Origin of the sequence: Candidatus Pantoea deserta (assembly GCF_003813865.1) — a bacterium.
GTDB classification, from domain to species: Bacteria; Pseudomonadota; Gammaproteobacteria; order Enterobacterales; family Enterobacteriaceae; genus Pantoea; species Pantoea deserta.
Map to the genome: position 1 here is coordinate 17,327 of NZ_RMVG01000022.1, position 22,106 is coordinate 39,432.

Genomic DNA, 22,106 nt, shown 5'->3' on the forward strand with positions numbered 1-22,106 from the left:
ATGCATTATTGTGAGTAATAAAAAAGGCCCACAGCGTGGACCTTGAATTAAGGTTAAATAAAACCGTTATCTTTTAACCCTTTGTCAGCAGCACACGGCTCGCCTCAGGGTCAGGATGTTCTGACGACGCTAAGCGTCTGCGCTTTTCGCATTTTCACTTTCCAGATGATCCATAACAACCCAAACCAGAATGGCATGGCGCAAAGCGCAGCCAGCGTATCGGGATCGAACACCATGATAACCACAGAGAAGACAAAAAATACCAGGCTGATCCAGCTCATCACTATACCGGCAGGCATTTTGAATACCGACGTTTCGTGCAGGTCCGGGCGTTTTTTTCTATACACCAGATAAGCCACCAGAATCATTCCCCAGCTGTAGATCACCAGAATTGCCGCCAGAGTCGAAACGATGGTGAACAGCGTCATGACGTTCGGCACCAGGAAGAGCAGCAGCGTGCCGCTCAGCATACAGAAACAGGAGAAAAACAGGCTACGTATCGGAATACGCGTCGAGCGCGACAATATACGGAACTGCCAGTGCGCATGTTTTTCTACTGACAGGCCGTAGAGCATACGCGTACTGGAGTAGACGCCGCTGTTGGCCGACGACATGGCTGACGTCAGGGCAACAAAGTTAATTATCGCTGCCGCCGCAGGCAGACCGGCTTTATCAAACAGCGTGACAAAGGGGCTGACGTCCGGCGAAATCGCCGCCCAGGAGGTTACGGCGATAATCACAATCATCGAAAGCATATAGAAAATAATGATGCGCAGCGGAATAGCGTTGATGGCTTTCGGCAGGATCTTCTCAGGATCGCGGGTTTCCGCCGTCATGGTGCCCAGTAGCTCAATACCGGTATAGGAGAAGATGGCGATCTGAAATCCGGCCAGAAACCCGGTCAGCCCGTGTGGAAGAAATACCGCCGGATCCGTCAGATGATGCAGCGAAGCGCGCACGCCATCCGGCGAGGTCCAGCCGGTCGCGACCATCCAGATGCCGGTAAAAATCAGCGCGACAATGGTCACGACTTTGATCAGCGCAAACCAGAACTCTGCTTCGCCGAACATCTTGACCGACAACAGGTTAAACATGCAGAGAATGCCCAGCGTGATCAGCGCCGGTATCCAGGCGGACATCTCAGGAAACCAGTATTGCATATAGCCGCCGCAGACCACCACGTCGGCGATACAGGTCACTACCCAGCTTAGCCAGTAAGACCAGCCAAGATAAAAACTGGCTTTCGGTCCAAGATAATCAGCGACGAAATCGGCAAAAGATCGATAGTCGAGCCGGGACAACAGCACTTCGCCCATTGCCCGCATCACCATATACATGAAAAAACCCACCAGCATATAGATGATAAGAATCGACGTGCCCGAAACGGCGATGTTCTTCCCTGCCCCCATAAACAATCCGGTCCCAATCGCGCCGCCCAGGGCGATCATCTGGATATGGCGCTCGCTCAGCCCACGCTCTAGCTGCTGCGCCGACGAGGATTTCGCTGACGACAGTGGCTGCCGTGCAGGTTCTTTAGCAGTCATGGCAACTCCTTCAGGGTTAAGATGAGAAACGCGCGGCGGCTGGTTTCAACAGCAGACCAGCCCGTAAACCGGGCGCGACCCTGGCATTGGGGAACAGGATCCAGGGCGCAGCATCTTCCACTCGCCAGATTTTGCCGTTCTCACTGGCGATCGCGTAGCCCGCTGGTAGCTGCGTGAAGTTCTCCACTGCCGCATCCAGGTTGAGCCTGAAACTACTGCTGGTTTTGATAATGCTCTCCGCCACCGTAAAAAAGCGCATCGGCGGCTGGGTTCGGGTCGGTAGCGGCGTTCCAGCCAGCAAGGCACGAATGGCAAGATCGGTGGCGGCAAAGCGGCTGAGCGTGTTGCTGCCGAAGGGAAGCGCTTTGCCAAGTTCCAGCGTGCAGCTTTGCGCACGGAAGGTTTCGCTGACAAAGTGGCTGAAGGTGCCCCCTGGCGCGGTGTGTTGTACCACGGCATCCAGATCGCAGGCGTCGAGCAAGACATAGAACTCTGCCTGATAGTCATGGTGGTGGCTGGGAATTAACGCGAACTGGGGAAAGCGCGAGCCGCGGATCGCGGTATGCATATCAAGGTGATAGCGCGGCAACACGCCTGCGGCATCAGCGCGCTGAAAAAAATCGCTGGTCACCTTTTCCAGCCGCGCCGCACGGCGGCTCTCATTGCCCGGCATCGCCTGACGATGACGCCCGCCGAACAGCCGGTTCATATCACTGTGCAAATAGCGTTTGCCTGCCCGCAATGCAGGCAGGTTGCCAAAGATCAGCAGTAGCGCCTGATTCAGCGGCTGCTGCCCGCTGCTCAGTGACGCCAGCAGCGCCGCCAGCATCTCGACAGGCGCGGTCTCGTTGCCGTGAATACCCGCTGACAGCACCAGCGCTGCGCTGGCCTGTCGGGGAATAAGCTGTAATACGCCCTCTTCCAGCCACGTCGCCTCAATCCCGGCCGGGAACGGCAGGTCACGCCGCCGGCAGTTCAGCAGATCGCTAAGGATATCCGCCTGTTTTTCAGCGCTGAAAGTCATAGATGCTCCCCAGCGTCAGGATTTGCGTCAGTTCGTCCAGCGCCTGGTGAACCTCACGCAGCAGCTGCGGATCGACCAAATCGTTGCTGTGCAGGCGATCGCGATAGTGCTTTTCTACCCAGCGCGTCAGCTGCTGGTAGCGCGCATCGGTCATCAGGCTGCCGCGGTTAACGGCTGCACGCTCGGCCTCATTCAGCACCACGCGCAGGCGAAGGCAGGCAGGCCCGCCGCCGTTGCGCATGCTTTCACGCAGATCGAACAGCTGCACCTCGTCAATTGGCGAAGCGGCCTGTTGCGTCAGCGTCTGCAAATAGCGCCAGACGTTGTCGCGCTGGCGACACTCTTCCGGTACCACAATCATCATCTTGCCGTTGGGCTTGCTCAGCAGCTGGCTGTTAAACAGATAGGAGGCAACGGCGTCCTCTAGCGTGACCTGATCCTGCGGCACTTCAACGTTACGGAAAGGCAGGCCCAGCGCATCGCTTTTTTCCCGCAGCTGGTTGAGCAATGCCGTCTGGTCAAGGAACGCCTGCTGGTGGTGAAACAGCACATGCCGATTGCTCACCGCAATTACATCGTTATGGAAAACGCCGCTGTCGATGGCGACCGGGTTCTGTTGGGCGAACAGCGTGAACTCCGGGTTGAGCTGATGCAGCCGCGCCACTGCTTCGCTCGCTTCACGCGTCTGGCGCGCCGGATAGCGCTGCGGCGCAGCACCGCCGCCGAACGCGCGCCGACCGTAGACAAACAGCTGAATGCCCTGGCTGACATAGTCAGCGCAAAAACGGTTATGGTTAGCCGCGCCCTCATCACCAAAGTCGCTCTGCTGCGGCAGCGCATCGTGGTGGCTAAAGTGCGCGTCATCGTTAAAGGTGGCGCGCAGGATGGCAGAAGTCACCGGCGCTTCAAGGGAGCGGTGCAGCTTATTGTTGAGGTTGGCCACGGTAAAATGCACCCGACCATCTGCGCTGTCTGCCGAGGGCGACACCGTCGCCGCATTCGCCGTCCACATTGAGGACGCCGAGCTCAGCGCTGAAAGCAGATGCGGCGAGGTCGCCGCCGCGCGCGCCAGCACCTGCGTATCGCTGCCGGTAAAGCCCAGCGCGCGCAGCGCGCCCACGTTGGGACGCGGCTGCGGCGGTAAGATCCCCTGTACAAAACCGCGATCGGCCAGCGCTTTCATCTTCTCTAAGCCCTGAAGGGCGGCTTTGCGCGGGTTCGACAGGCCATCACGGTTGTGCAGCGAGGCCTCATTGCCGACTGACAGACCGGCATAGTGATGCGTCGGGCCAACCAGCCCGTCAAAATTTGCTTCATAACCAGACATAGAAACCTCAGTATCAGAAAGGAAGGCCCGGAGAAGGCGTGGCAGGCAGGCTCAAAGAGTCGCTGGTTAGCGAAGCCATTGGCCAGGCGCAATAGTCAGCGGCGTAATAGGCCGAAGGCCGGTGGTTGCCGGACGCGCCGACGCCGCCAAACGGGGCTTTGCTCGACGCGCCGGTCAGCGGTTTATTCCAGTTGACAATGCCGGCCCGTGCCTCTTCAGTCAGCTGCTCAAACAGCGCCGCGTCCGGCGATACCAGTCCCACCGCCAGCCCGTAGCGCGTGCTGTTTGCCAGACGAATCGCCTCGTCGAAGTTCTCATAGCGCACAACGGTCAGCAGCGGTCCAAAATACTCTTCATCCGGCGTGGCAATGCCTGTGGCCTCAATAATGCCCGGCGTCAGGCGCGTTGACCGCGCGTCGGGCTGGTGCATTTTCAGCAGGCTGGTTGCGCCCAGTGCCAGCAGCTTCTGTTCGGCATCAAGCATCGCCTGCGCCGCATGGAGTGAGATCACCCCGCCCATAAACGGCTGCGGCTCAGCGTTCCACTGCCCGACGCGGATCTGCGCGCTGGCCTCCACCAGCCGCGCCAGCAGCGCATCACCTTCGGCCCCGGTTTTTACCAGCAGCCGTCTGGCGCAGGTGCAGCGTTGGCCGGCCGAGATAAAGGCAGACTGGATAATCAGCTGCACAGCCGCGTCGCGATCGCGATAGCCATCGACAATCAGCGCATTGTTGCCGCCCATCTCCAGCGCCAGCATTTTTTCCGGCTTCCCTGCGAGATAGCGGTGAAAATGAAAGCCCGCCGCCGCACTGCCGGTAAACAGCACGCCGTCGATTTGGCTGTTTTCCAGCAGCGCTTTGCCCGTCTCTTTGCCGCCCTGCACCAGACTCAGTACGCCGTCCGGCAGCCCGGCTTTGCGCCAGAGCTGGACAGTCAGTTCGGCTGTGGCAGGCGTCAGCTCGCTGGGCTTAAACACCAGCGTATTGCCGGCGATCAGTGCCGGGATAATATGACCGTTTGGCAGATGGCCGGGAAAATTATAGGGGCCGAAAACCGCCATGACGCCGTGCGGCTTGTGGCGCAGCTGAGCTTTGCCATCGGGCAGGGTAACTTCGCTGAAGCCGGTGCGCTGTAGCCAGGCTTCCTGCGAGATCGCCGCTTTGCCGATCATCGCCTGCACCTCAGTCCGGGTTTCCCACAGCGGCTTGCTGGTTTCCTGAGAGATCAGAGAGGCAAGCTGCTCTTTCTCATCGGTCAGGCAGGCGGCGAAACGGTCGATAATCGCTATGCGTTCGTTAACCGGCAGACGCGCCCAGCGCGGCAATGCGGCACGCGCCGCTGCGCAGGCCGCCTCAACGTCTGCCTCATCTGCGCTGTTCGCCTGCCATAAAATTTGCTGATCTTCGGGAGAATATTTCGTCAGCAGCGGACCATTGCCTGGGCGCCACTGGCCGTCGATAAAATGTGCTGTATGGCTCATTACGCGTTCTCTTCAGGATAGAGCGGAACCAGGCGCAGCCGGTCAGCATCGCTGATTTGCAGGCAGTTACGCTGGGCCTCGTTGAGTATGATGGAGCGACCGTCAGCGGCGGGTTGCGCCAGCACCGCACGGAAGTTTTCGAAATCGTCGCTGGCGATAATGCAGGGCGCGCTGGCTTCTGCCAGTACGCTGCCCGCAGCGCCTGCTGTAACGATGCGGCTGTCGCGGATGGCGCGGATCGCGTCGGTTTCACCCTCCAGTACCGGACCCGCATCGAAAATATCGACCGAGCCGCGCCAGCTGAACCCCTCTTTTTCCAGGATCGCCCGCGCCGGTGCCGTATGCGGATGCACTTCGCCAATGACGCGCTGCGCGGCAGCGGGCAGCAGCGAAATATAGATCGGCCACGACGGCATCAGTTCGGCGATAAAGGTTTTCATGCCGGTTCCGGTCAGGCGATCGGCCTCTGCAAACGGAATTTCAAAAAAGTGGTGGCCGAGCGCGTCCCAGAATGGCGATCGCCCTTGCTCATCAACCACGCCGCGCATTTCAGCGAACAGATGGGAAGAGAACAGGTGGCGATGGGCGGCGATAAACAGCAGCCGCGCTTTCGACAGCAGCAGGCCGTTACGGTTAACCTGGTAGTCGGGATCGAGAAACAGCGTGCAGAGTTCGCTGTGCCCGGTATGGTCATAGCTGAGATGCAGCAGTTCCTGATTCTTATAGACCTTGATTTCGCGCGAGGCGCGCACGCTGCGCTGAATGCGGAAGTTGTAAAAAGGCTCATTCAGCCCCACCGCCACCTCGATTGCGCTTACCCCTACCACGCGGCCGGTGAGCGGATCTTCCAGCACAAACAGGAATCCCTGCTGCGCACGCGGCAGGCGTCCCGCGACGGTTTCAATACTGTGGTGAATACGTGCTTGCAGCCGCGCCGCATCATGCGGCAGCGAGGTCATGCCCACTCCGGCGCGCGAGGCCAGACGCAGGATGTCTGGCAGATCCGTTTCTTTAACAGGACGAAACAGCATGGACTTTCTCCTGTATTAACGGGTCAGCCGGGCGATGGCGCGTTCAAGCCGCACAAAGGCTTCTTCCAGATCGCCGAAGGGGATGTTCAGGGCGGGCGCAAAGCGCAGCACATCTGGACCCGCAATCAGGGCAATCACACCCTCTTCCGCCGCCAGGTTAGTCAGCGTTTTCGCTTTGCCGCGCCAGGTGGATGACAGCTCGGCACCGATCAGCAGCCCGGCGCCCCGGATATCGCTAAAGACGCCATATTTCTCACCTAGCGCGCCCAGCCGTGCCGCGATCCAGCGGTGACGCTCAGCAACGCCCTGAAGCAGCGCATTATCCAGCTGCGCCAGCACGCTGTTCGCCACGGTTGCGGCCAGCGGATTGCCACCAAAGGTGGTGCCGTGCGTACCGGGCTGAAACGCATCGGCCCAGGCGTTGCGGGTCAGCATCGCGCCAATCGGGAAGCCGCCGCCCAGCCCTTTTGCGCTGGTTAAAGTATCGGGCTCAACACCATATTGCTGATACGCATAGAGTGAACCTGTCCGTCCGGCACCGGTCTGCACTTCATCAAAAATTAGCGTGGCCTGGTAGCGATCGCAAAGCTGACGCAGCCCTTGCAGAAAGGCCGGATCGGCTGGACGGACACCGCCTTCACCAATGATCGGTTCGACAATAATGGCGCAGGTGCGCTCAGAGATCTGCTCGCTCACTGCCTTCAGATCGTTGTAGGGCAGATGGATGATATCAGCAGGCAACGGGGCGTAATCGGCTGAGTATTTCGGCTGTCCGCCCACCGTAACGGTAAAGAGCGTGCGGCCGTGAAAGGCGTTCTGGAAGGCGATAATCTCGCTTTTCCCTTTGCCGTGCCGGTCAGAGGCATATTTACGTGCCAGCTTCAGCGCCGCTTCGTTGGCTTCCGCGCCGGAGTTACAGAAAAAAACCTTATCGGCAAAGGTCCTCTCAACCAGCGTTTTCGCCAGCTCGAGCACTGGCTCATTGGTGTAACCGTTCCCGATATGCCACAGCCTGTCGATCTGCGCCTTCAGCGCCTCGCCAAGATGCGGATTGGCATGTCCCAGCGCGTTCACCGCAATGCCGCCCGCCATATCCACATACTCTTTTCCTTGCTGATCCCAGACGCGGGATCCGCTTGCTTTGACGGGAATAAACGGTGCGGGAGAAAAACAGGGCACCATATATTTATCGAAATCGTCACGATTAAGACGAGCTGACATTGTCATTTCTCCTGAAATGAATAGGTAACTATCGCCTGCGCTATTTGGCGGCGAAATTAACTGGCCGGAAAAATAAATTTTCCGCTTTTTTAATTACGCATAAAGCTGACGTGCGAACCGGTTTTCCCGGTGGCAGATTATTAAAAAACTGGCTCATCTGGCCTGAGTGAGATTCATGTTGATCGCAGCGTGTAACAAAGTCAACACACCAAATCTTCATTCTATTCACTTTATGACGACTATCAAAGATCTGAAAAATTTGATAAAAAAATAGTTTATGCACTTATACCGCATAAGATTTGCATAAAAATGCACTGCATGGAGGTTTCTTTTTATGCTTATTTATTCACATGCTCTAATGCCAGACAGGTCTGAATGACAGGTTTCTTAGCGGGTCATTAATACAAAAAAAGAAAATTAATGTTAGCTTTACTGCCGTTAAGAAAATAACGCCTCAGCTTATTGTCCCTACACATTTAATGAGTCTTTGATAAGGTTCTTTATGGAAAAGTTATCTTACGCGTCAGCAAGTGAAACCTCGGCCTGGACAACCTATCTACGCCAAATAGATCGCGTGGCACCTTATTTAGGTGAGCTGGCACGCTGGACTGACACGCTGCGCCATCCTAAACGCGCCCTGATTGTGGATATTCCACTGCAAATGGATGACGGAACGATTCGTCACTTTGAAGGCTACCGCGTTCAGCACAATCTCTCGCGCGGTCCCGGCAAAGGCGGGATCCGCTACCATCCTGACGTGGATCTCAATGAGGTGATGGCGCTGTCAGCCTGGATGACCATCAAATGCGCAGCGGTCAATTTGCCCTATGGCGGTGCCAAAGGCGGGATCCGCGTCGATCCTTTTGCGCTCTCAGAAGGCGAACTGGAACGCCTGACGCGACGCTATACCAGCGAAATCGGCATCGTGATTGGTCCGCAGAAAGATATTCCTGCGCCAGACGTCGGCACCAACGGCAAAGTGATGGCCTGGATTATGGATACCTACTCTATGAACCACGGCACCACGGTAACAGGCGTCGTCACCGGCAAACCGGTCCATCTCGGCGGTTCGCTCGGCCGTGAAAAAGCCACGGGACGCGGCGTCTTTATTACCGGCCGGGAAGTCGCGCGCCGCGCCGGTATTGAGATCGAAGGCAGCCGGATAGCTGTTCAGGGCTTTGGCAACGTTGGCAGCGAAGCCGCGCGCCTGTTCGCGGAAGCGGGCGCGCGCGTCGTGGCGATTCAGGATCACAGCGCCACGCTGTTTAACGAAGGCGGCATCGATCTGGCTGCGCTAAGCGCCTGGCAAACCCAGCACCGCAAAATTGCAGGCTTTACCGGCGCACGGGAGATCAGCAGCGAGGAGTTCTGGGATGTGCAGATGGACGTCCTCATCCCTGCCGCGCTTGAAGGGCAAATCACCCTTGAGCGAGCCAAAAATCTGCACTGCCGGCTGGTACTGGAAGGGGCAAACGGCCCGACCTACCCAGAAGCGGACGATATGCTGGCCGAAAGAGGGATTATTGTGGTGCCGGATGTGGTGTGCAATGCGGGCGGCGTCACCGTCAGCTACTTCGAATGGGTTCAGGATATGGCGAGCTTCTTCTGGAGCGAAGAGGAAATTAATCAGCGCATGGACAGGATTATGACGGAAGCGATGGTTCATGTCTGGGAGAAGGCCAGCGAAAAAGCCTGCTCCCTGCGCACCGCTGCCTATATTGTTGCCTGCGAACGTATTTTGATGGCGCGACAGGATCGTGGTATCTATCCGGGCTAATTTGTTCTGCCTGATATCTGGAGCGCGATGTACAGGTATCAGGCTTCATAAGGTCGTCGTTACACCTTGCTGCTTGCTGGTGCCCGTTTTAACTTTTAAAGTTTTCTGACAAGCTATTCAGGTTATCTTCGATTGCAGCCTTTTCCGTCTCGCCACGAGGTTCTCATCACGGCAGTTTACACAGCTGCTACGGCCAGGCTGGCTTCTGCTCAGAAGCAGCGTCGCTTCTATCATGATGTCGCTCACGATAGTGACTGGTTGCTGAAACAGGGTCGCCAGTATGGCGTCAAAGCGCAGCTGACCAGCAAGCTGAACTATCGCAGTCCTGTTTCGGCACGCTTACTGAACAGAATGCTCTCGGTCGCCTTACCTTTGTCATGGAAGCCGCAAAAGATATGGGCTGGATTTACCGTTTGCTCACTGACAGGGAGTGGTCGGGACGTCATGCAATAAACCTGAACTCCAGTGTGAACGGCATCTGTGTCTCGCAAACAGTCTGGCCACCGCGTTTGGCGCTGAAAGCCGTCAGGTAAAACCACTGCTGTCGCGCCTCACAGGGAACGTGGCTGCCATGGCTCTTTGACCGCTGTGGATGGAAGCTTGTTGCAGATCGCAATAATGTTTTCAAAAACCTTTTCACGCAAGCCACTGAAAAAAATAGATAAATCAATCCATGCGCAGAAACGGACGTGCTGGATAATATGTCAAACCGCTCAGTAAAACGGCAGTTACTGATTACAGTGGATAGTCTTTTACGAAGAGATCGGCTACTAAGGAACAGCATAACGCATCCGTCTTACGTTACGGCGTAACTTTCTGAGAAGTATGGGTGTGTATATTATAGTCAGACGCGCTACGATCCCTGTAAGCAGAATTGCTCAGCATGCAGACAGGCCGACGCTGCTGACATAAAAACCGTTGATAATCTCCCAGCCAGCGGCCGCCGCGCCGCATCTTACCTAATCGCGAATATAAGATTATCAAAGAACGGTTATGATCATACAAAACTGTCAAACCTAAACCCTATCGCTTCTTTCAGGGATTTTCGCAGCGACCGCCTCTGCTTATCACCTGAAACCGGGCAAGTCTTAACCCAAAACGCACTGGCGACGCTACGTGAATTCTGGTTGGGTAACCCGCTGCTTTTTTTCTCAGAATTCACGTAGCGCTGCCCGTTTTATGTACAGTCTTTCTCATCCTGAACAGGATCCATGCCAAAAAGATCCTTCGCGGGATCCTGACTTCATATAACTGGCATTATATAAAGCCAGAAGGAGTGTAAAAAGGGTCTGGTGAGCAATAAACAGGCAGCGCTACGCGAATTCTGCAACATAACCCCCCTGCTTGCGCGTCAGATTTTACGTAGCGCGATCATTCTGCCTGACGCTTTTTGCCGGTGATAAACGCAGATTCTGAACAGAAAAGCAGCAGTACGGCGCTGGCGATGTTGTACCCTCAATACCGCCAGACAGACGCTGAAAGCTGACGCTCGCCTGCCCGGCGATGTCCAGCAAACAGAGGCGAAAAAACAGGCGCATCTTAGTTTAAGCAAAGGTCTGTTTTTCACGCCGCAACGCTGGTTCACATCAACGCGTCACAGAATGTCTTCGTCTGTTTTAGGGGCTATTTAGTCTGGGTTTTAATAAGCAAAAAACACGCAGTGTAGAATTATCACGGGATGTGCTTCCGTTTTCACAAGGCAAAGTAGCTTTCCGTTACGCGTAAATACGATGTCTAACAGAGCGTTTAGCCAGGAGTAAGCGTTGAGGCGAGCGCTGTTTGGTTGTCTGTAACAGATTAATTGAGTGGGCAAGGTTCGGGTGAGTAAAGCATGGTTTTAGCGAAGGTAAATTATCAAACTTTCAGGGAGCCTCTGGCGTATATCACCTTCGGCTTAATTTCGCTGGCGCTGCCGTCGTCCTTTATTTATGAGAAAGCATCAAGAGTGCTCTTTTACTGGAGCGCATACTTTTCGGTTGCCGGACTGCTCATGGAGTGGTTATCCGGTAAAAAAGTTCTTTTCAATGATAAAAAGGCGGTTAGCTTTTTGTTGCTGGGAGCGCTTTACTACAGCTGGTCTTTATATGCTGACTATGCCTCGCCTTCCGCTGATGAGCTTTTTTTTACGGCAGGAAAAAGGTGTTTATTAGTATTTATCATTATCTCCAGTTGCACTCACCTGGTCAGATTGGGGTATATTAGCGAGATTGCGGTTAAGCGCCTGAGTTACGCTTCGCTGGGGAGCGCATTTATCGTTGCCAGCGGGTTTGCTCTCTTCCAGTCGTTTATTTCTGACGAGCGGGTGATAATGGGAATCAACCGCGCTACCATGTCTGCCTATACCTATTCCATGCTGTCGCTAACCCTTCTGGCTCTCTTGTCAAAAAGAAAAATGACCAGGCCTGCGGCGTTATGTTTTTTAACTATCGGGATCCTTTCTCTGTATGTGATTACGCTTACCCAAACGCGTTCGGCTATGGTTATTCATTTTTGCTTTATTCTCTTCTTTTTTTTATCCCTGTTTAAGGCGTTAAAAAGTAAAAATATTATTCTGTTTTTCTTAGCGTCCCTGTGCGTTCCTGTTGCTCTGTCTCATCAGGTGATACAGAACAGAATAGATACTACCTTCGAAGAGTATGTTAATTATACAAAGGGCAATGACCAGACATCGCTGGGATCGCGCTTTACGCTCTGGAAGATGGGCGTAATGGCGTTTGAGCACGCGCCCCTGGGTGAAACGCAGTATGAGCGCAACAATTTTATCGATGCTTATCTTAAGCAACATGGTAACCCAGAATCCTGGGCGAAGATTTATATTAAGGTCCATCTTCACAATGAGTTCATTCAGTTTGCATCGCTATTTGGCATCGTCGGCCTGGGCGTGCTGGCAGCTTTTTTCTGGGTTTTCATACTGTCAGAAATAAAAATATACCGACAGATAACACCCATTGCAGTAATGGGCTTTACCACGTTGTTATATGGTATGACCGATGTGTTAATGACCTCACTGGAATATATTCTGATATTTTCCGTGCTGACGGTGTTAGTCAGCACGCAGGTTAAACAGGGCGAAAATTAACGTCGTATGTTTTTGCTTATCAGACTTTTCCTGCAAGTTTAAGTCTGATGAGTTTCTTTTTAAAACTAAGCCTTACCAGCGGATGGAACAGGAAATGAAGCAGAGAAACCTGCCTGATGCTGTTTTTAACTTTATTAATATCCTCTGTGGCTTCGATTTCTTTCTCGTACTTATGTAAGATATTTATCCAGTGGCATGAGATAAGAGGAATATAGCGTTTACCAAAATTGACGACCATCTGCTCTGTCGCTGCAATTAACAGACTAATTTTTTCAGGCGTAACTTGTTCTGACAGGCTACCTTTGCGCTTATGGTAAAGATAGTGGCTGGATGCAGAGTAGGAAATAACGGTAGAGAGGTTAAGCAGCAGTGGAAAGGTCCAGGCGTCTTCGTAGCAAATAAATTCCGGGAATGAGATCTTCTCAAGAAATTTTCTGCTAAAAAACTGACCAATAAAGTGAGCCTGGAGATTTTTATGTGTCAGGAACTTTTTGATAACGTTATCCTGCGTCAGCTTGCAGGCTTTTACGCCTTGCCAGATAAATTTTTTATCCTGATCATCATAAAGCTCATTAAGCGGCGAAAGATGAATATCAGGTTGGCAGGCGCCCAGATAACCGGCGATGTCTTTTAACGACCCGGCCAGAACCTCATCGTCTCCATCAATCATCGTGATATATTGACCAGAACATTTGCTGAGCGCAAAGTTTCTGACCTTACCAATATTTTTAAAGTTAACGTCATATGTTTTTACATTAGCACGCAGTGAGGAAAATGTCGCTACGATCTCTCCCGTTCTGTCTGTGGAACTGTCGTTAACGATAATAACTTCTTGTAAGTAAAATGTATCTCCACAGGCAGATTCAATACTTGACAATGTTTTTCCCAGATAGGGTTCGCAATTGTGTGCAGTAACAATAATGCTAAGTGTGGCATAGGGTTTTAATGCCATGGATAACCTTGTTATTTGGTGTCGTGGAAAATGAAATCATTATATTAAGATCGGTAACTTAAACCGTTATGTTTACCTTTCGTTCAAAGAAAAGGTATTTTTTTATGAGTAGAGAATAGGCTGACGTTGAGATTATCGGGTTGATCTTAGTCAATGCGATTAGGATTTAAATTAACAGTAGAGAAATAGATGGACTTCATCTGGCAGCCGTTGAGTTTTTATTTTGTCAGTTGCGGCTATCAGAATCAAATCAGGCGGTAATATTTCCCACATTTTTACAGAGAAATTTCTTGAAAAGAAGCGTTGCGAATGGGTGGCAATAAGCGTAACCAGTCAGGTCTGATGACCTTTACGGGAAAAGAAACAGGCTGTTCACGTGCTATGTTGATTGGGAGGCAATGAACTTTCTGTAGTCGATTACACTTTCTATTCGAGGCAGCCATTACAAGGAAACGAGGTATTCATGAGTCAACTTTTTAGCGCAACGCAGATTGGCAAGCTCGCACTGGAAAACCGTATCGTTATCGCACCGATGTGCCAGTATTCCGCAAGCGAAGGTAAAGCCACCGCATGGCACCGTATTCATCTTGGACAGCTGGCGCTTTCTGGCGCGGGTTTGCTGATTATCGAGGCTACGGCCGTTGAGGCTATTGGCCGCATTACGCCGGGCGATCTGGGGCTGTGGGATGATGAAACCGAAACGGCCCTTCGCAGCGTGCTGGAAGATGTCCGCGCATATTCACCTGTCCCGATTGGTATCCAGTTGGGTCATGCCGGACGCAAAGCTTCCTGTGCCGCGCCCTGGCAAGGCGGCCATCAGCTTGCGCTCGAACAGGGCGGCTGGGAGACGGTAGCGCCTTCAGCGGCAGCGTTTCACGAGAATGAGCGCCCGCCGGTGGCGCTGGATCGCGACGATTTAGCCCGTATCAAACAGGCGTTTGTTGAGAGTGCGAAGCGCGCAGAAGGTCTGGGTATTGAACTGATCGAGATTCACGCCGCGCATGGCTATCTGCTGCATCAGTTCCTGTCGCCGCTCAGCAATCATCGTGAGGATGAGTACGGCGGTTCGCTGGAAAATCGTATGCGTTTCCCGCTGGAAATTTTCCACGCTGTGCGGGAAGCCGTTTCTGAGTCGGTTGCGGTTGGCGTACGCCTCTCCGCGACAGACTGGGTCGAGGGCGGCTGGGACAATTCACAGTCAATTGAATTCAGCAAGCAGCTTGAGGCGGCTGGCTGTGATTATGTGCATGTCTCAAGCGGAGGGCTTTCACCGCAACAGTCTATTTCTGTAGGTCCAGGTTATCAGCTTCCCTTCGCGCGTGATATTCGCAAAGAAGTTAATATTCCGGTCATTGCCGTGGGGCTGATCACCGAACCAAAACATGCTGAATCGGTGTTGCAGGAAGGCACAGCCGATCTGGTAGCGCTGGCGCGTGCGGTACTTTACGATCCGCGCTGGCCGTGGCATGCGGCGGCTGAGCTGGGGGCACAGGCCAGCGCGCCGCCGCAGTATCTGCGTTCCGAGCCACATGGGCTAAAAGGCACCCTCAAGGCAAATCACTAACCATCCAGCTTTGACCCTTCATGTTGCGCCAGACTGCTGGCGCAACGTCCCATTATTTCAGCCTTAAGGTTTTACTAAGCCTGCGAAGGTTAAACTCTTCTCATACCAGGAGGAGAGTACGATGAAAAATATCATTCCTCGCAGCCGCGACGAATATCTGACCCTGTTAATTTCAGCTGCTGCCATTTGTGGTTATCTGCTTATCTGGTTCAGAGGCTAGACGGACAGCTTCCGTTCAATCCTGCTCTTTCCGCTGAGCATTTCCTGACGCGTTCGATGTGAATGCTCAGGAACATAAGTTCTTCCCTGGTCAGCTCACACTGGTAGTGGTTGTGCAGATGCCGTGCGACGGTTTCTGCACATTGCCAGGCCATAGCATAATTGTCCTGAATGGCTTCCGACAGCGAGTTTTCCTCATCAGACACCACCGTTCGCGTCAGCATCCGCTGCGCAAAAAATTTCAGGTGGGTAACAAAACGCTGATAGCTCAGCGATGATTGATCATACTCCAGCGCCAGCTCATCTCTGACAAGCTGTAAGATCTCCTGCATGACGCGCGAAATATGCGCTATGTCCGACATCTCGCCACTGAGCTGCGCCGTAACAAGGTGTAGCGCGATAAAGCCCGCTTCATCTCTCTCCAGGCGAATGCCCAGCCGCTGATAAATGATCTCCCTCGCCTGCTGCCCCAGCGCGTATTCACGCGGGTATAGCCGTTTAGTTTCTTCCAGCAGCGCGTTTTTGATGGCCAGCCCCTTTTGCTGGCGTTCAATCGCATAGTGGCAGTGGTCGGTGAGCGTCAGGTAGATGCTTTCATCAAGCTTGCCCAGCGTGCGCGTAGCCTCCTGAATGATGAGATCGCAGGCTGTCATCACAGCGAGCGGGATTTGACTGAGCAGTTCTGCAAGATGACGGGTTAACTCATCGCTCTGACGCGCAAAGATCTTCTCTATCCGGGTCGGGTCGAGTCTATCCCCAGGTCTTTTTTTAAAACCGATGCCGCAACCCATGACCACTTCTTCGCGCTGGGCATTATTGATGACCACGACGACGTTGTTGTTAATGACCTTTGTAATTACCATGCGTCCCTCGCAGAGACCCCTTTTCGCGCCAGAGTAATCCTGCCTGACGTCAAAAGATTTTAAATTTGTATTCCACGATGATTTCAGACGAGAGCGTATGGGTTCGGTCATAGCGCCCATTGTGTAATACCGGCGTTTTCCCCTGCGCTTTGTAAGACCAGCCCGGACCCGCTATCGCCCACAGGGTAAGATCCCTGACAGGCATCCAGCGGGTAAAAGCGCTGATCTCACCGGTTCTGACGTGATTTTTCCTGTAGCTGAACTGAGCAATATTGCCCGTAAGCCCCACGCTCAGGTCTGGCGTCAGGGCATAATCGGAAAGGTTCGATAAAACTAACTCGCCATCGCGCATATAGTCATCGCCCGCATACGCCATTGAGATAAAGTTTCCGAAGGATTGTTTACTCATATGGCGCGGAAAGAAGCCCACCTCATCTTTTTTGCGGGCCTCGGTGTAAGCTACCCCCCATTTACTGCTCCAGCGCTCGCCTTTCCAGGTCGCATCAGCCGCGACGTGCCAGGCGTTATTATCAAAGTCGCGTTTGCTGGCAGGCATCGAGCTATAGGCGTCGAGCGCATGGGTGCGGTAAATTTGCGAACCGAAGCTGAGGCGCTCAGAAGGCGTCCACTGAGCAAGAACGAGCTGTCGTCTCAGATACTGATGGCTTTCACCATAGCCATACAGAATATTCAGCGTCTCGTTTTTCCACTGAACATCGCCGGTGGCGATATGGTTAATATAGTTTCCCGCGTTGGTCTGAAAGCGCATTGTGTCCGGCGAGTTGCGCGCCATTGAGCGCTCGACATAGGCTCCGCGCAGCGTTAATGCATTATATTGCATAGCGCCGGTCCAGCCGAGATAGGTGGTCGGCGACAGACGTGTTGAGGAGGTAATGACGCCGGTTTTTTTAATTTTTTGCCAGCCCCAGCGTGCGTTAACCGTAGCATCAGCCGGGTGTAACTTTAGCTTGATATTACGCTGGCCGAATTTTGTATAACCGTGCGCGCTGCTTTTTTGATTTGCGGCGCCGTGACTATAAAGTACGCCGCGCGAATTAAAGTAATCGCTTGCCCCCAACTTTGCCACGCCATAATAATCCGCGTCCACACCAATGATATCAGCCAGGTAGCCGGACTGATAATCCAGCGCAACTCCCTGCCCCCAGGCATTGTGAACACGTTTAGGGTTGGCGTTTTCTTCCTTAAGGTATTTCCAGTAATTTTTAAACAGTAATGTCATGCTGCTCTGGCTAAAAAAAGGGGATGTAAAACAGCATGACGAATCCGGCGCAGAGATTACAGGCTGTTGCTCTACAGCCTGACTCGCACCGCTAAAGGCTATTAACAGCGAGAAGGCGGATCCTTTGTAAACGCGCATGGCTTTTCCCTGATGTCGGCGAATTTAAAATGAAAATGTTATTAGTATGTATTTTGATGTCTGATTATTGGGGGGCTATATAGCGCAGCGTACCCACTTCAGTAACGTTAAATTTTCCGTCGCTGAAAATAATCTTTACTACTGCGCCATTGGCAATCGGTTTATTTTTATCTGGATTATCTGTCATATCAGCGATCATCATCTGCATCGCGGTGCCAGAGGAGACCACCAGGATATTATGCTTGCCCTGTTTAACCGCATCATCCGTAATGGTTCTCAGCGCAGCCTGCGTGCGTTTTTTTATCTGTGCGGCATTTTCCGCAAGACCCTTTTCATCCGCGCTGGCAATAGCATCAATAATGTCCTCTGCGGGTAGCGCGGCCGTTTTCATCGCCTGATAAAGCGCATCGCTGTCTTTGAGACAGAGTTTCTTTGCCGCCGCCGCTGCCATATTGCTGTTATAATCGCCCTCGAACCCGCCGAAGAAGGCCTCTCTCAGCTCAGTTAACTCTTTAAGACGATAATCTTTTACTCCTGCATGCTTTAACATCACCGTCATGGTTTCACGATGTCGCCCGGCGTCGCTGACGTAAAAATCGTCAAATCTCATCTGTTTTAGATTGTCACCTAATAAGCCTGCTACCCGGATACCCTCCTCTGTTAACGGCGAATCTATCCATCCCTGGACGCGGTCGAAAGTATTGAGCAGCGTTTTACCGTGGCGCACAAAGTAGATGTTTACGTTGTTATTTTCCGACGCGGGTGTCTCAGCGGCATAACAACCGCCAGGGATTAACATGATTAACAAAGTGGCTACACACATGATTAATTTCATTGTTTTCTCCTTCCTGGAAACGATAAAGCCCGCACCGCCATTAAAGCGCTGGCGCAATCGCATTAATGCGCTGATGCGGGTTTTGCCTGTAGAAGAACAGTCACAATTCAGAGCGACAGGGAATATTAAGCCAGTAGGGTTGTCAATAACATTATCTTTTTCTTCCAGATAATTGTGAGCTGCCTCGGAATCGCCATCAATAAATTGTTTAATAGGAATGGCTGTTAAATATTAATTAATTTCACGATGGTGAGAAGAATGGCTGGCAATCGACGAGGTGATTTAGAGATGTTTTTAGTGCGCGGAGGATGCAGTAACAGACAGGTTTAATTTATCGATCGGGATCGCATTCTGGCATCGTTTTTCTTCTGGACAGGGTATTTCCCGACTGCTAATTTCTTATCGAATCAGGATTGTTACCCAGTGGGCAAAACCTGACAGGCCTGTCGGCAGCAAGACTGCGACAGGCCTGTCAGGTTTTTTTGTTTTCATTAAGCGGGTTATTTTAACCTGTGGTTCAGGACGAAAAATGAAATACAAAGCATTGTCTCAGGACATTCTCAGACACGTCGGTGGAAGAGAAAACATCATCAGCCTTGTGCATTGTGCGACACGTTTGCGTTTTAACCTTAAAAGTATGGATAAAGCTGATGCTGAGGCATTAAAAAATAATCCCGGCGTGATTATGGTTGTTAACAGCGGCGGGCAGTTTCAGGTGGTAGTGGGACAGCATGTGCACGAGGTTTACGAGACCCTGTGCCAGCAAGCGGGACTCAATGACAACAGGCCGTTATCGCCCGCGCTTTCAGATAAAAAAAACAGTTTGCTGGCGAGATTTATTGATATTGTCTCGGCCATCTTTACCCCCTTTCTGGGCGTCATGGCTGCCTGCGGTATTTTGAAAGGCATTCTGGCGATCTGTCTGGCGAGTGGTTTGCTGAGCGAAGGCAGCATGACCTATCGCATCTGGTACGCGGCTGCGGATGCGCTGTTTAACTTTTTACCGATTATTCTTGGCTACACCGCAGGGAAAAAATTTGGCGGTAACCCGTTTTTGACGCTGATTGTCGGCGCTGCGCTGGTGCATCCGCTTATGCTGGACGCCTTTAATGCATCCGCGACGGGAGACACTGCCACTTTTCTTGGCCTGCCCGTCGTATTGATCAATTACGCGTCGTCGGTCATTCCCGTTATTTTCGCCGCCTGGTTTTGCTGCTGGCTTGAACGCCAGTGCGATAAAATCTTTCCCGCCGCCGTAAAAACCTTTTTTACCCCGTTGGTGTGCCTGTTCGTCACGGTGCCGCTGACATTTTTAGCGATAGGTCCGCTGGCGACCTCGCTTGGCGAGCTGCTGGCGCAGGGATTCCAGATCCTCTATCGCGCCGCGCCCTGGCTGGCTGGCGGTCTTCTTGGCGCGATATGGCAGATATGCGTTATTTTTGGCCTGCACTGGGCGCTTGTCCCGCTGATGATGAACAACCTGGCGGTGCTGGGGCACGACCCGATGTTGGTTATTTTGCTCCCCGCCGTATTTGGTCAGGTTGGCGCGACGCTGGGGATATTTATCAAAACTCGCGACGCCCGGCTAAAAACCCTGGCCGGTTCCAGCGTGGTTGCAGGCGTTTTTGGCATTACCGAACCGGCGGTTTATGGCGTTACGCTCCCTAATCGTCTTGCCTTTACCTTCGGTTGTATTGGCGGATGTCTCGGCGGAGCTGTCGTTGCGTTAAGCCAGAGTCAGGTCTACTCCTTCGGACTGGCCAGTATTTTTACCCTGGCGCAGATTATCCCTTCTACAGGCGTCGATCTTTCCGTATGGGGTGCGCTGGCGGGAACGGCTCTCGCTTTTATCCTTGCCTGCCTGCTGACGCTCGCGCTGGCGTCAGTGCCTAAAGGCAGCCGAGAGGAAGCCGGCGCGGAAGAGATACTTGCGCCGCTCAGTGGCGTGATCGTCGAGTTGCCGCCGGTTGCCGACGAAGACGCCGGTCATGAATTATCCGCTCAGGGAGTGGCGATTGTTCCCGCTGAAGGTAAAATCGTCGCCCCCTTTGATGGCGAAGTCACGTCGCTATCAGCGACCCGGCAGGTTATCGGTTTGATCAGCGCCAGCGGCACCGAAGTATGCATTCGCGTTGGCATTGATACCCTGAAACTGCCGCATCACTCTGTTAACGCCCAGGTAAAAACGGGTGACAGGTTTAAAACGGGTGATCTGCTCCTCTCTTTCGATCGCGAAGCGCTTATCCAGTCTGGATATGATTTAACCACCTCTGTAGTGACAGACCACAGCGCGGCGTTCAGGGAAATCAGGCCCGTTTATTCCTCCCCATCCATTCATTCAGGCGAGCGCTTGTTTCTGGTTCAGCGCTAATAAAAGGAGAAGTCGATGAATACCGTATTTCCGGAAGGGTTTTTATGGGGTGGCGCGCTTGCGGCCAACCAGGTTGAAGGCGCCTGGCAGGAGGATGGCAAAGGATTAACCACTTCCGATATGCAGCCTGAAGGCATATTTGGCAAGGTGGTGAGACGAAAGCCCGGCGACTTCTGTATTAAGGATAAGGCCATAGATTTTTATCATCGTTATCCAGAAGATATTTCTCTTTTCGCTGAGATGGGTTTTACCTGTTTACGCGTCTCCATTGCCTGGGCACGCCTGTTTCCACAGGGCGATGAGCCTGAGCCAAACGAGGCGGGTCTTGCCTGGTACGATAAGCTTTTTGACGAACTGGCTGCACACCATATTCAGCCGCTGGTTACGCTCTCGCATTATGAGATGCCGTGGGGACTGGTCGAAAAATATGGCGGATGGGCCAGCCGTGAGGTTATTTCCTGCTTTGAGCGCTATGCGCGAACGGTATTTCAACATTATGCGCATAAAGTGAAACTCTGGCTGACCTTCAACGAAATCAACATGTCCCTGCATGCTCCGCTGACCGGTGTGGGACTCCAGGGCAACCCAGGCAAGACCGAAATTTATCAGGCGATTCATCATCAGCTGGTGGCGAGCAGTCTGGCGGTGAAAGCCTGCCACGAGCTTGTTCCTGATGGGCGCATAGGGAATATGTTATTGGGCGGATTAATCTACCCGCTCTCCTGCAAGCCCACGGACGTTTTCGCCGCGCTGCGGGAAAATCAAAACTGGCAGTTTTTCGGCGATGTGCAGTGTCGGGGAGCCTATCCCGGATATATGAAACGCTATTTCCGCGACAATAATATTAAGCTGCAAATTGAACCCAGCGACCTGACCGCCTTGAGCCACACCGTAGACTTTGTTTCACTAAGCTATTACATGTCTGGATGCGCGACGGCCGAGCCAGAATTAGTTGAAAAGCTACGCGGCAATATACTTGATATGATCCCTAATCCTCATTTGCAAAGCTCTGAATGGGGATGGCAAATCGATCCCGTCGGATTGCGCACGCTGCTGAATATGCTCTGGGATCGTTATCAAAAACCGCTGTTTGTGGTTGAGAATGGGCTGGGCGCCAGTGAAAAACCCGACGCTGATGGCAAGATTAATGATGACTACCGCATAAACTATATCAACGATCATTTAGTGCAGGCGTGGGAAGCGATTAATGATGGCGTCGAGCTGATGGGATATACCTACTGGGGACCCATCGACCTTATTAGCGCCTCAAAAGCGGAAGTGAAAAAGCGCTATGGGTTTATCTATGTGGATTTGCAGCAGGATGGGTCAGGCTCCTTGCGTCGCAGTCGCAAAAAGAGCTTTTACTGGTATCAGCAGATTATTAAAAGCAACGGCGCCGCGCTGAAACGCTAAGAAAGGCCCTGCATCCGCAGGGCCGCTC

Annotated in this window: 15 protein-coding genes and 1 pseudogene; 6 read left to right on the forward strand and 10 right to left on the reverse strand. The window is 52.9% G+C overall.

Going from position 1 to position 22,106, the window contains the following annotated elements:
- Positions 1-110 precede the first annotated feature (110 nt).
- From BBB56_RS20460 to BBB56_RS20485, 6 genes are read right to left on the reverse strand one after another with little or no spacing between them, the layout of a single operon-like run.
- A complete protein-coding gene (locus BBB56_RS20460; RefSeq protein ID WP_123802766.1) occupies positions 111-1,544 on the reverse strand; it encodes an amino acid permease in 1,434 nt (477 codons plus the stop codon).
- 16 nt (positions 1,545-1,560) lie between these two features.
- Positions 1,561-2,568, reverse strand: a complete 1,008-nt coding sequence (gene astE / locus BBB56_RS20465; protein ID WP_123802767.1) for a succinylglutamate desuccinylase — start codon at positions 2,566-2,568, stop codon at positions 1,561-1,563.
- Positions 2,552-3,895 (reverse strand): N-succinylarginine dihydrolase, encoded by a 1,344-nt coding sequence (gene astB / locus BBB56_RS20470; protein WP_123802768.1) that lies wholly within the window; start codon positions 3,893-3,895, stop codon positions 2,552-2,554. Before astB ends, astE begins: the two co-directional genes overlap by 17 nt.
- 13 nt (positions 3,896-3,908) lie before the next feature.
- Entirely contained in the window at positions 3,909-5,375 is a 1,467-nt protein-coding gene (astD, locus tag BBB56_RS20475; protein WP_123802769.1) for a succinylglutamate-semialdehyde dehydrogenase, read from the reverse strand.
- On the reverse strand, positions 5,375-6,406 hold the full coding sequence (gene astA, locus BBB56_RS20480) for an arginine N-succinyltransferase (protein WP_123802770.1): 1,032 nt from the start codon (positions 6,404-6,406) through the stop codon (positions 5,375-5,377). The genes astD and astA overlap by 1 nt, the downstream gene beginning before the upstream one ends.
- Positions 6,407-6,421: 15 nt before the next feature.
- Positions 6,422-7,627: a bifunctional succinylornithine transaminase/acetylornithine transaminase gene (locus tag BBB56_RS20485; protein WP_123802771.1), complete on the reverse strand. Its 1,206-nt coding sequence runs from the start codon at positions 7,625-7,627 to the stop codon at positions 6,422-6,424.
- Positions 7,628-8,129: 502 nt separating this feature from the next.
- On the opposite strand from BBB56_RS20485, the gene BBB56_RS20490 reads away from it, so the two are divergent.
- From BBB56_RS20490 to BBB56_RS20500, 3 genes and pseudogenes are all read left to right on the forward strand, one after another.
- Positions 8,130-9,404 carry a Glu/Leu/Phe/Val family dehydrogenase gene (locus BBB56_RS20490; protein ID WP_123802772.1) on the forward strand — a complete coding sequence of 425 codons (1,275 nt, stop codon included), beginning with the start codon at positions 8,130-8,132 and terminating at the stop codon, positions 9,402-9,404.
- 132 nt (positions 9,405-9,536) lie between these two features.
- Positions 9,537-10,069 (forward strand): annotated as a pseudogene (locus BBB56_RS23845) (DUF2913 family protein).
- Positions 10,070-11,235: 1,166 nt separating this feature from the next.
- Positions 11,236-12,483 carry an O-antigen ligase family protein gene (locus BBB56_RS20500; RefSeq protein WP_123802773.1) on the forward strand — a complete coding sequence of 416 codons (1,248 nt, stop codon included), beginning with the start codon at positions 11,236-11,238 and terminating at the stop codon, positions 12,481-12,483.
- A gap of 19 nt (positions 12,484-12,502) precedes the next feature.
- Here the strand turns inward: BBB56_RS20500 and BBB56_RS20505 are convergent, their stop codons facing one another.
- Positions 12,503-13,435 (reverse strand): glycosyltransferase family 2 protein, encoded by a 933-nt coding sequence (locus tag BBB56_RS20505; RefSeq protein ID WP_123802774.1) that lies wholly within the window; start codon positions 13,433-13,435, stop codon positions 12,503-12,505.
- A gap of 463 nt (positions 13,436-13,898) precedes the next feature.
- Here BBB56_RS20505 and BBB56_RS20510 point away from each other — a divergent pair, with 463 nt between their 5' ends.
- Positions 13,899-14,999 carry an NADH:flavin oxidoreductase/NADH oxidase gene (locus tag BBB56_RS20510; RefSeq protein ID WP_123802775.1) on the forward strand — a complete coding sequence of 367 codons (1,101 nt, stop codon included), beginning with the start codon at positions 13,899-13,901 and terminating at the stop codon, positions 14,997-14,999.
- Between the two features lie 209 nt (positions 15,000-15,208).
- On the opposite strand, the gene licT is transcribed toward BBB56_RS20510, so the two are convergent.
- The 3 genes from licT to BBB56_RS20525 form a co-directional block, all read right to left on the reverse strand.
- On the reverse strand, positions 15,209-16,081 hold the full coding sequence (gene licT / locus BBB56_RS20515; RefSeq protein WP_123802801.1) for a BglG family transcription antiterminator LicT: 873 nt from the start codon (positions 16,079-16,081) through the stop codon (positions 15,209-15,211).
- Positions 16,082-16,130: 49 nt separating this feature from the next.
- A complete protein-coding gene (locus BBB56_RS20520) occupies positions 16,131-17,378 on the reverse strand; it encodes an OprD family outer membrane porin (RefSeq protein ID WP_233593073.1) in 1,248 nt (415 codons plus the stop codon).
- 145 nt (positions 17,379-17,523) lie between these two features.
- Positions 17,524-18,258 (reverse strand): histidine phosphatase family protein, encoded by a 735-nt coding sequence (locus BBB56_RS20525; protein WP_199756281.1) that lies wholly within the window; start codon positions 18,256-18,258, stop codon positions 17,524-17,526.
- A gap of 565 nt (positions 18,259-18,823) precedes the next feature.
- Here BBB56_RS20525 and BBB56_RS20530 point away from each other — a divergent pair.
- Positions 18,824-20,665 (forward strand): beta-glucoside-specific PTS transporter subunit IIABC, encoded by a 1,842-nt coding sequence (locus tag BBB56_RS20530; RefSeq protein WP_123802778.1) that lies wholly within the window; start codon positions 18,824-18,826, stop codon positions 20,663-20,665.
- Positions 20,666-20,680: 15 nt separating this feature from the next.
- A complete protein-coding gene (locus tag BBB56_RS20535; RefSeq protein ID WP_123802779.1) occupies positions 20,681-22,078 on the forward strand; it encodes a glycoside hydrolase family 1 protein in 1,398 nt (465 codons plus the stop codon).
- Positions 22,079-22,106: the final 28 nt, after the last annotated feature.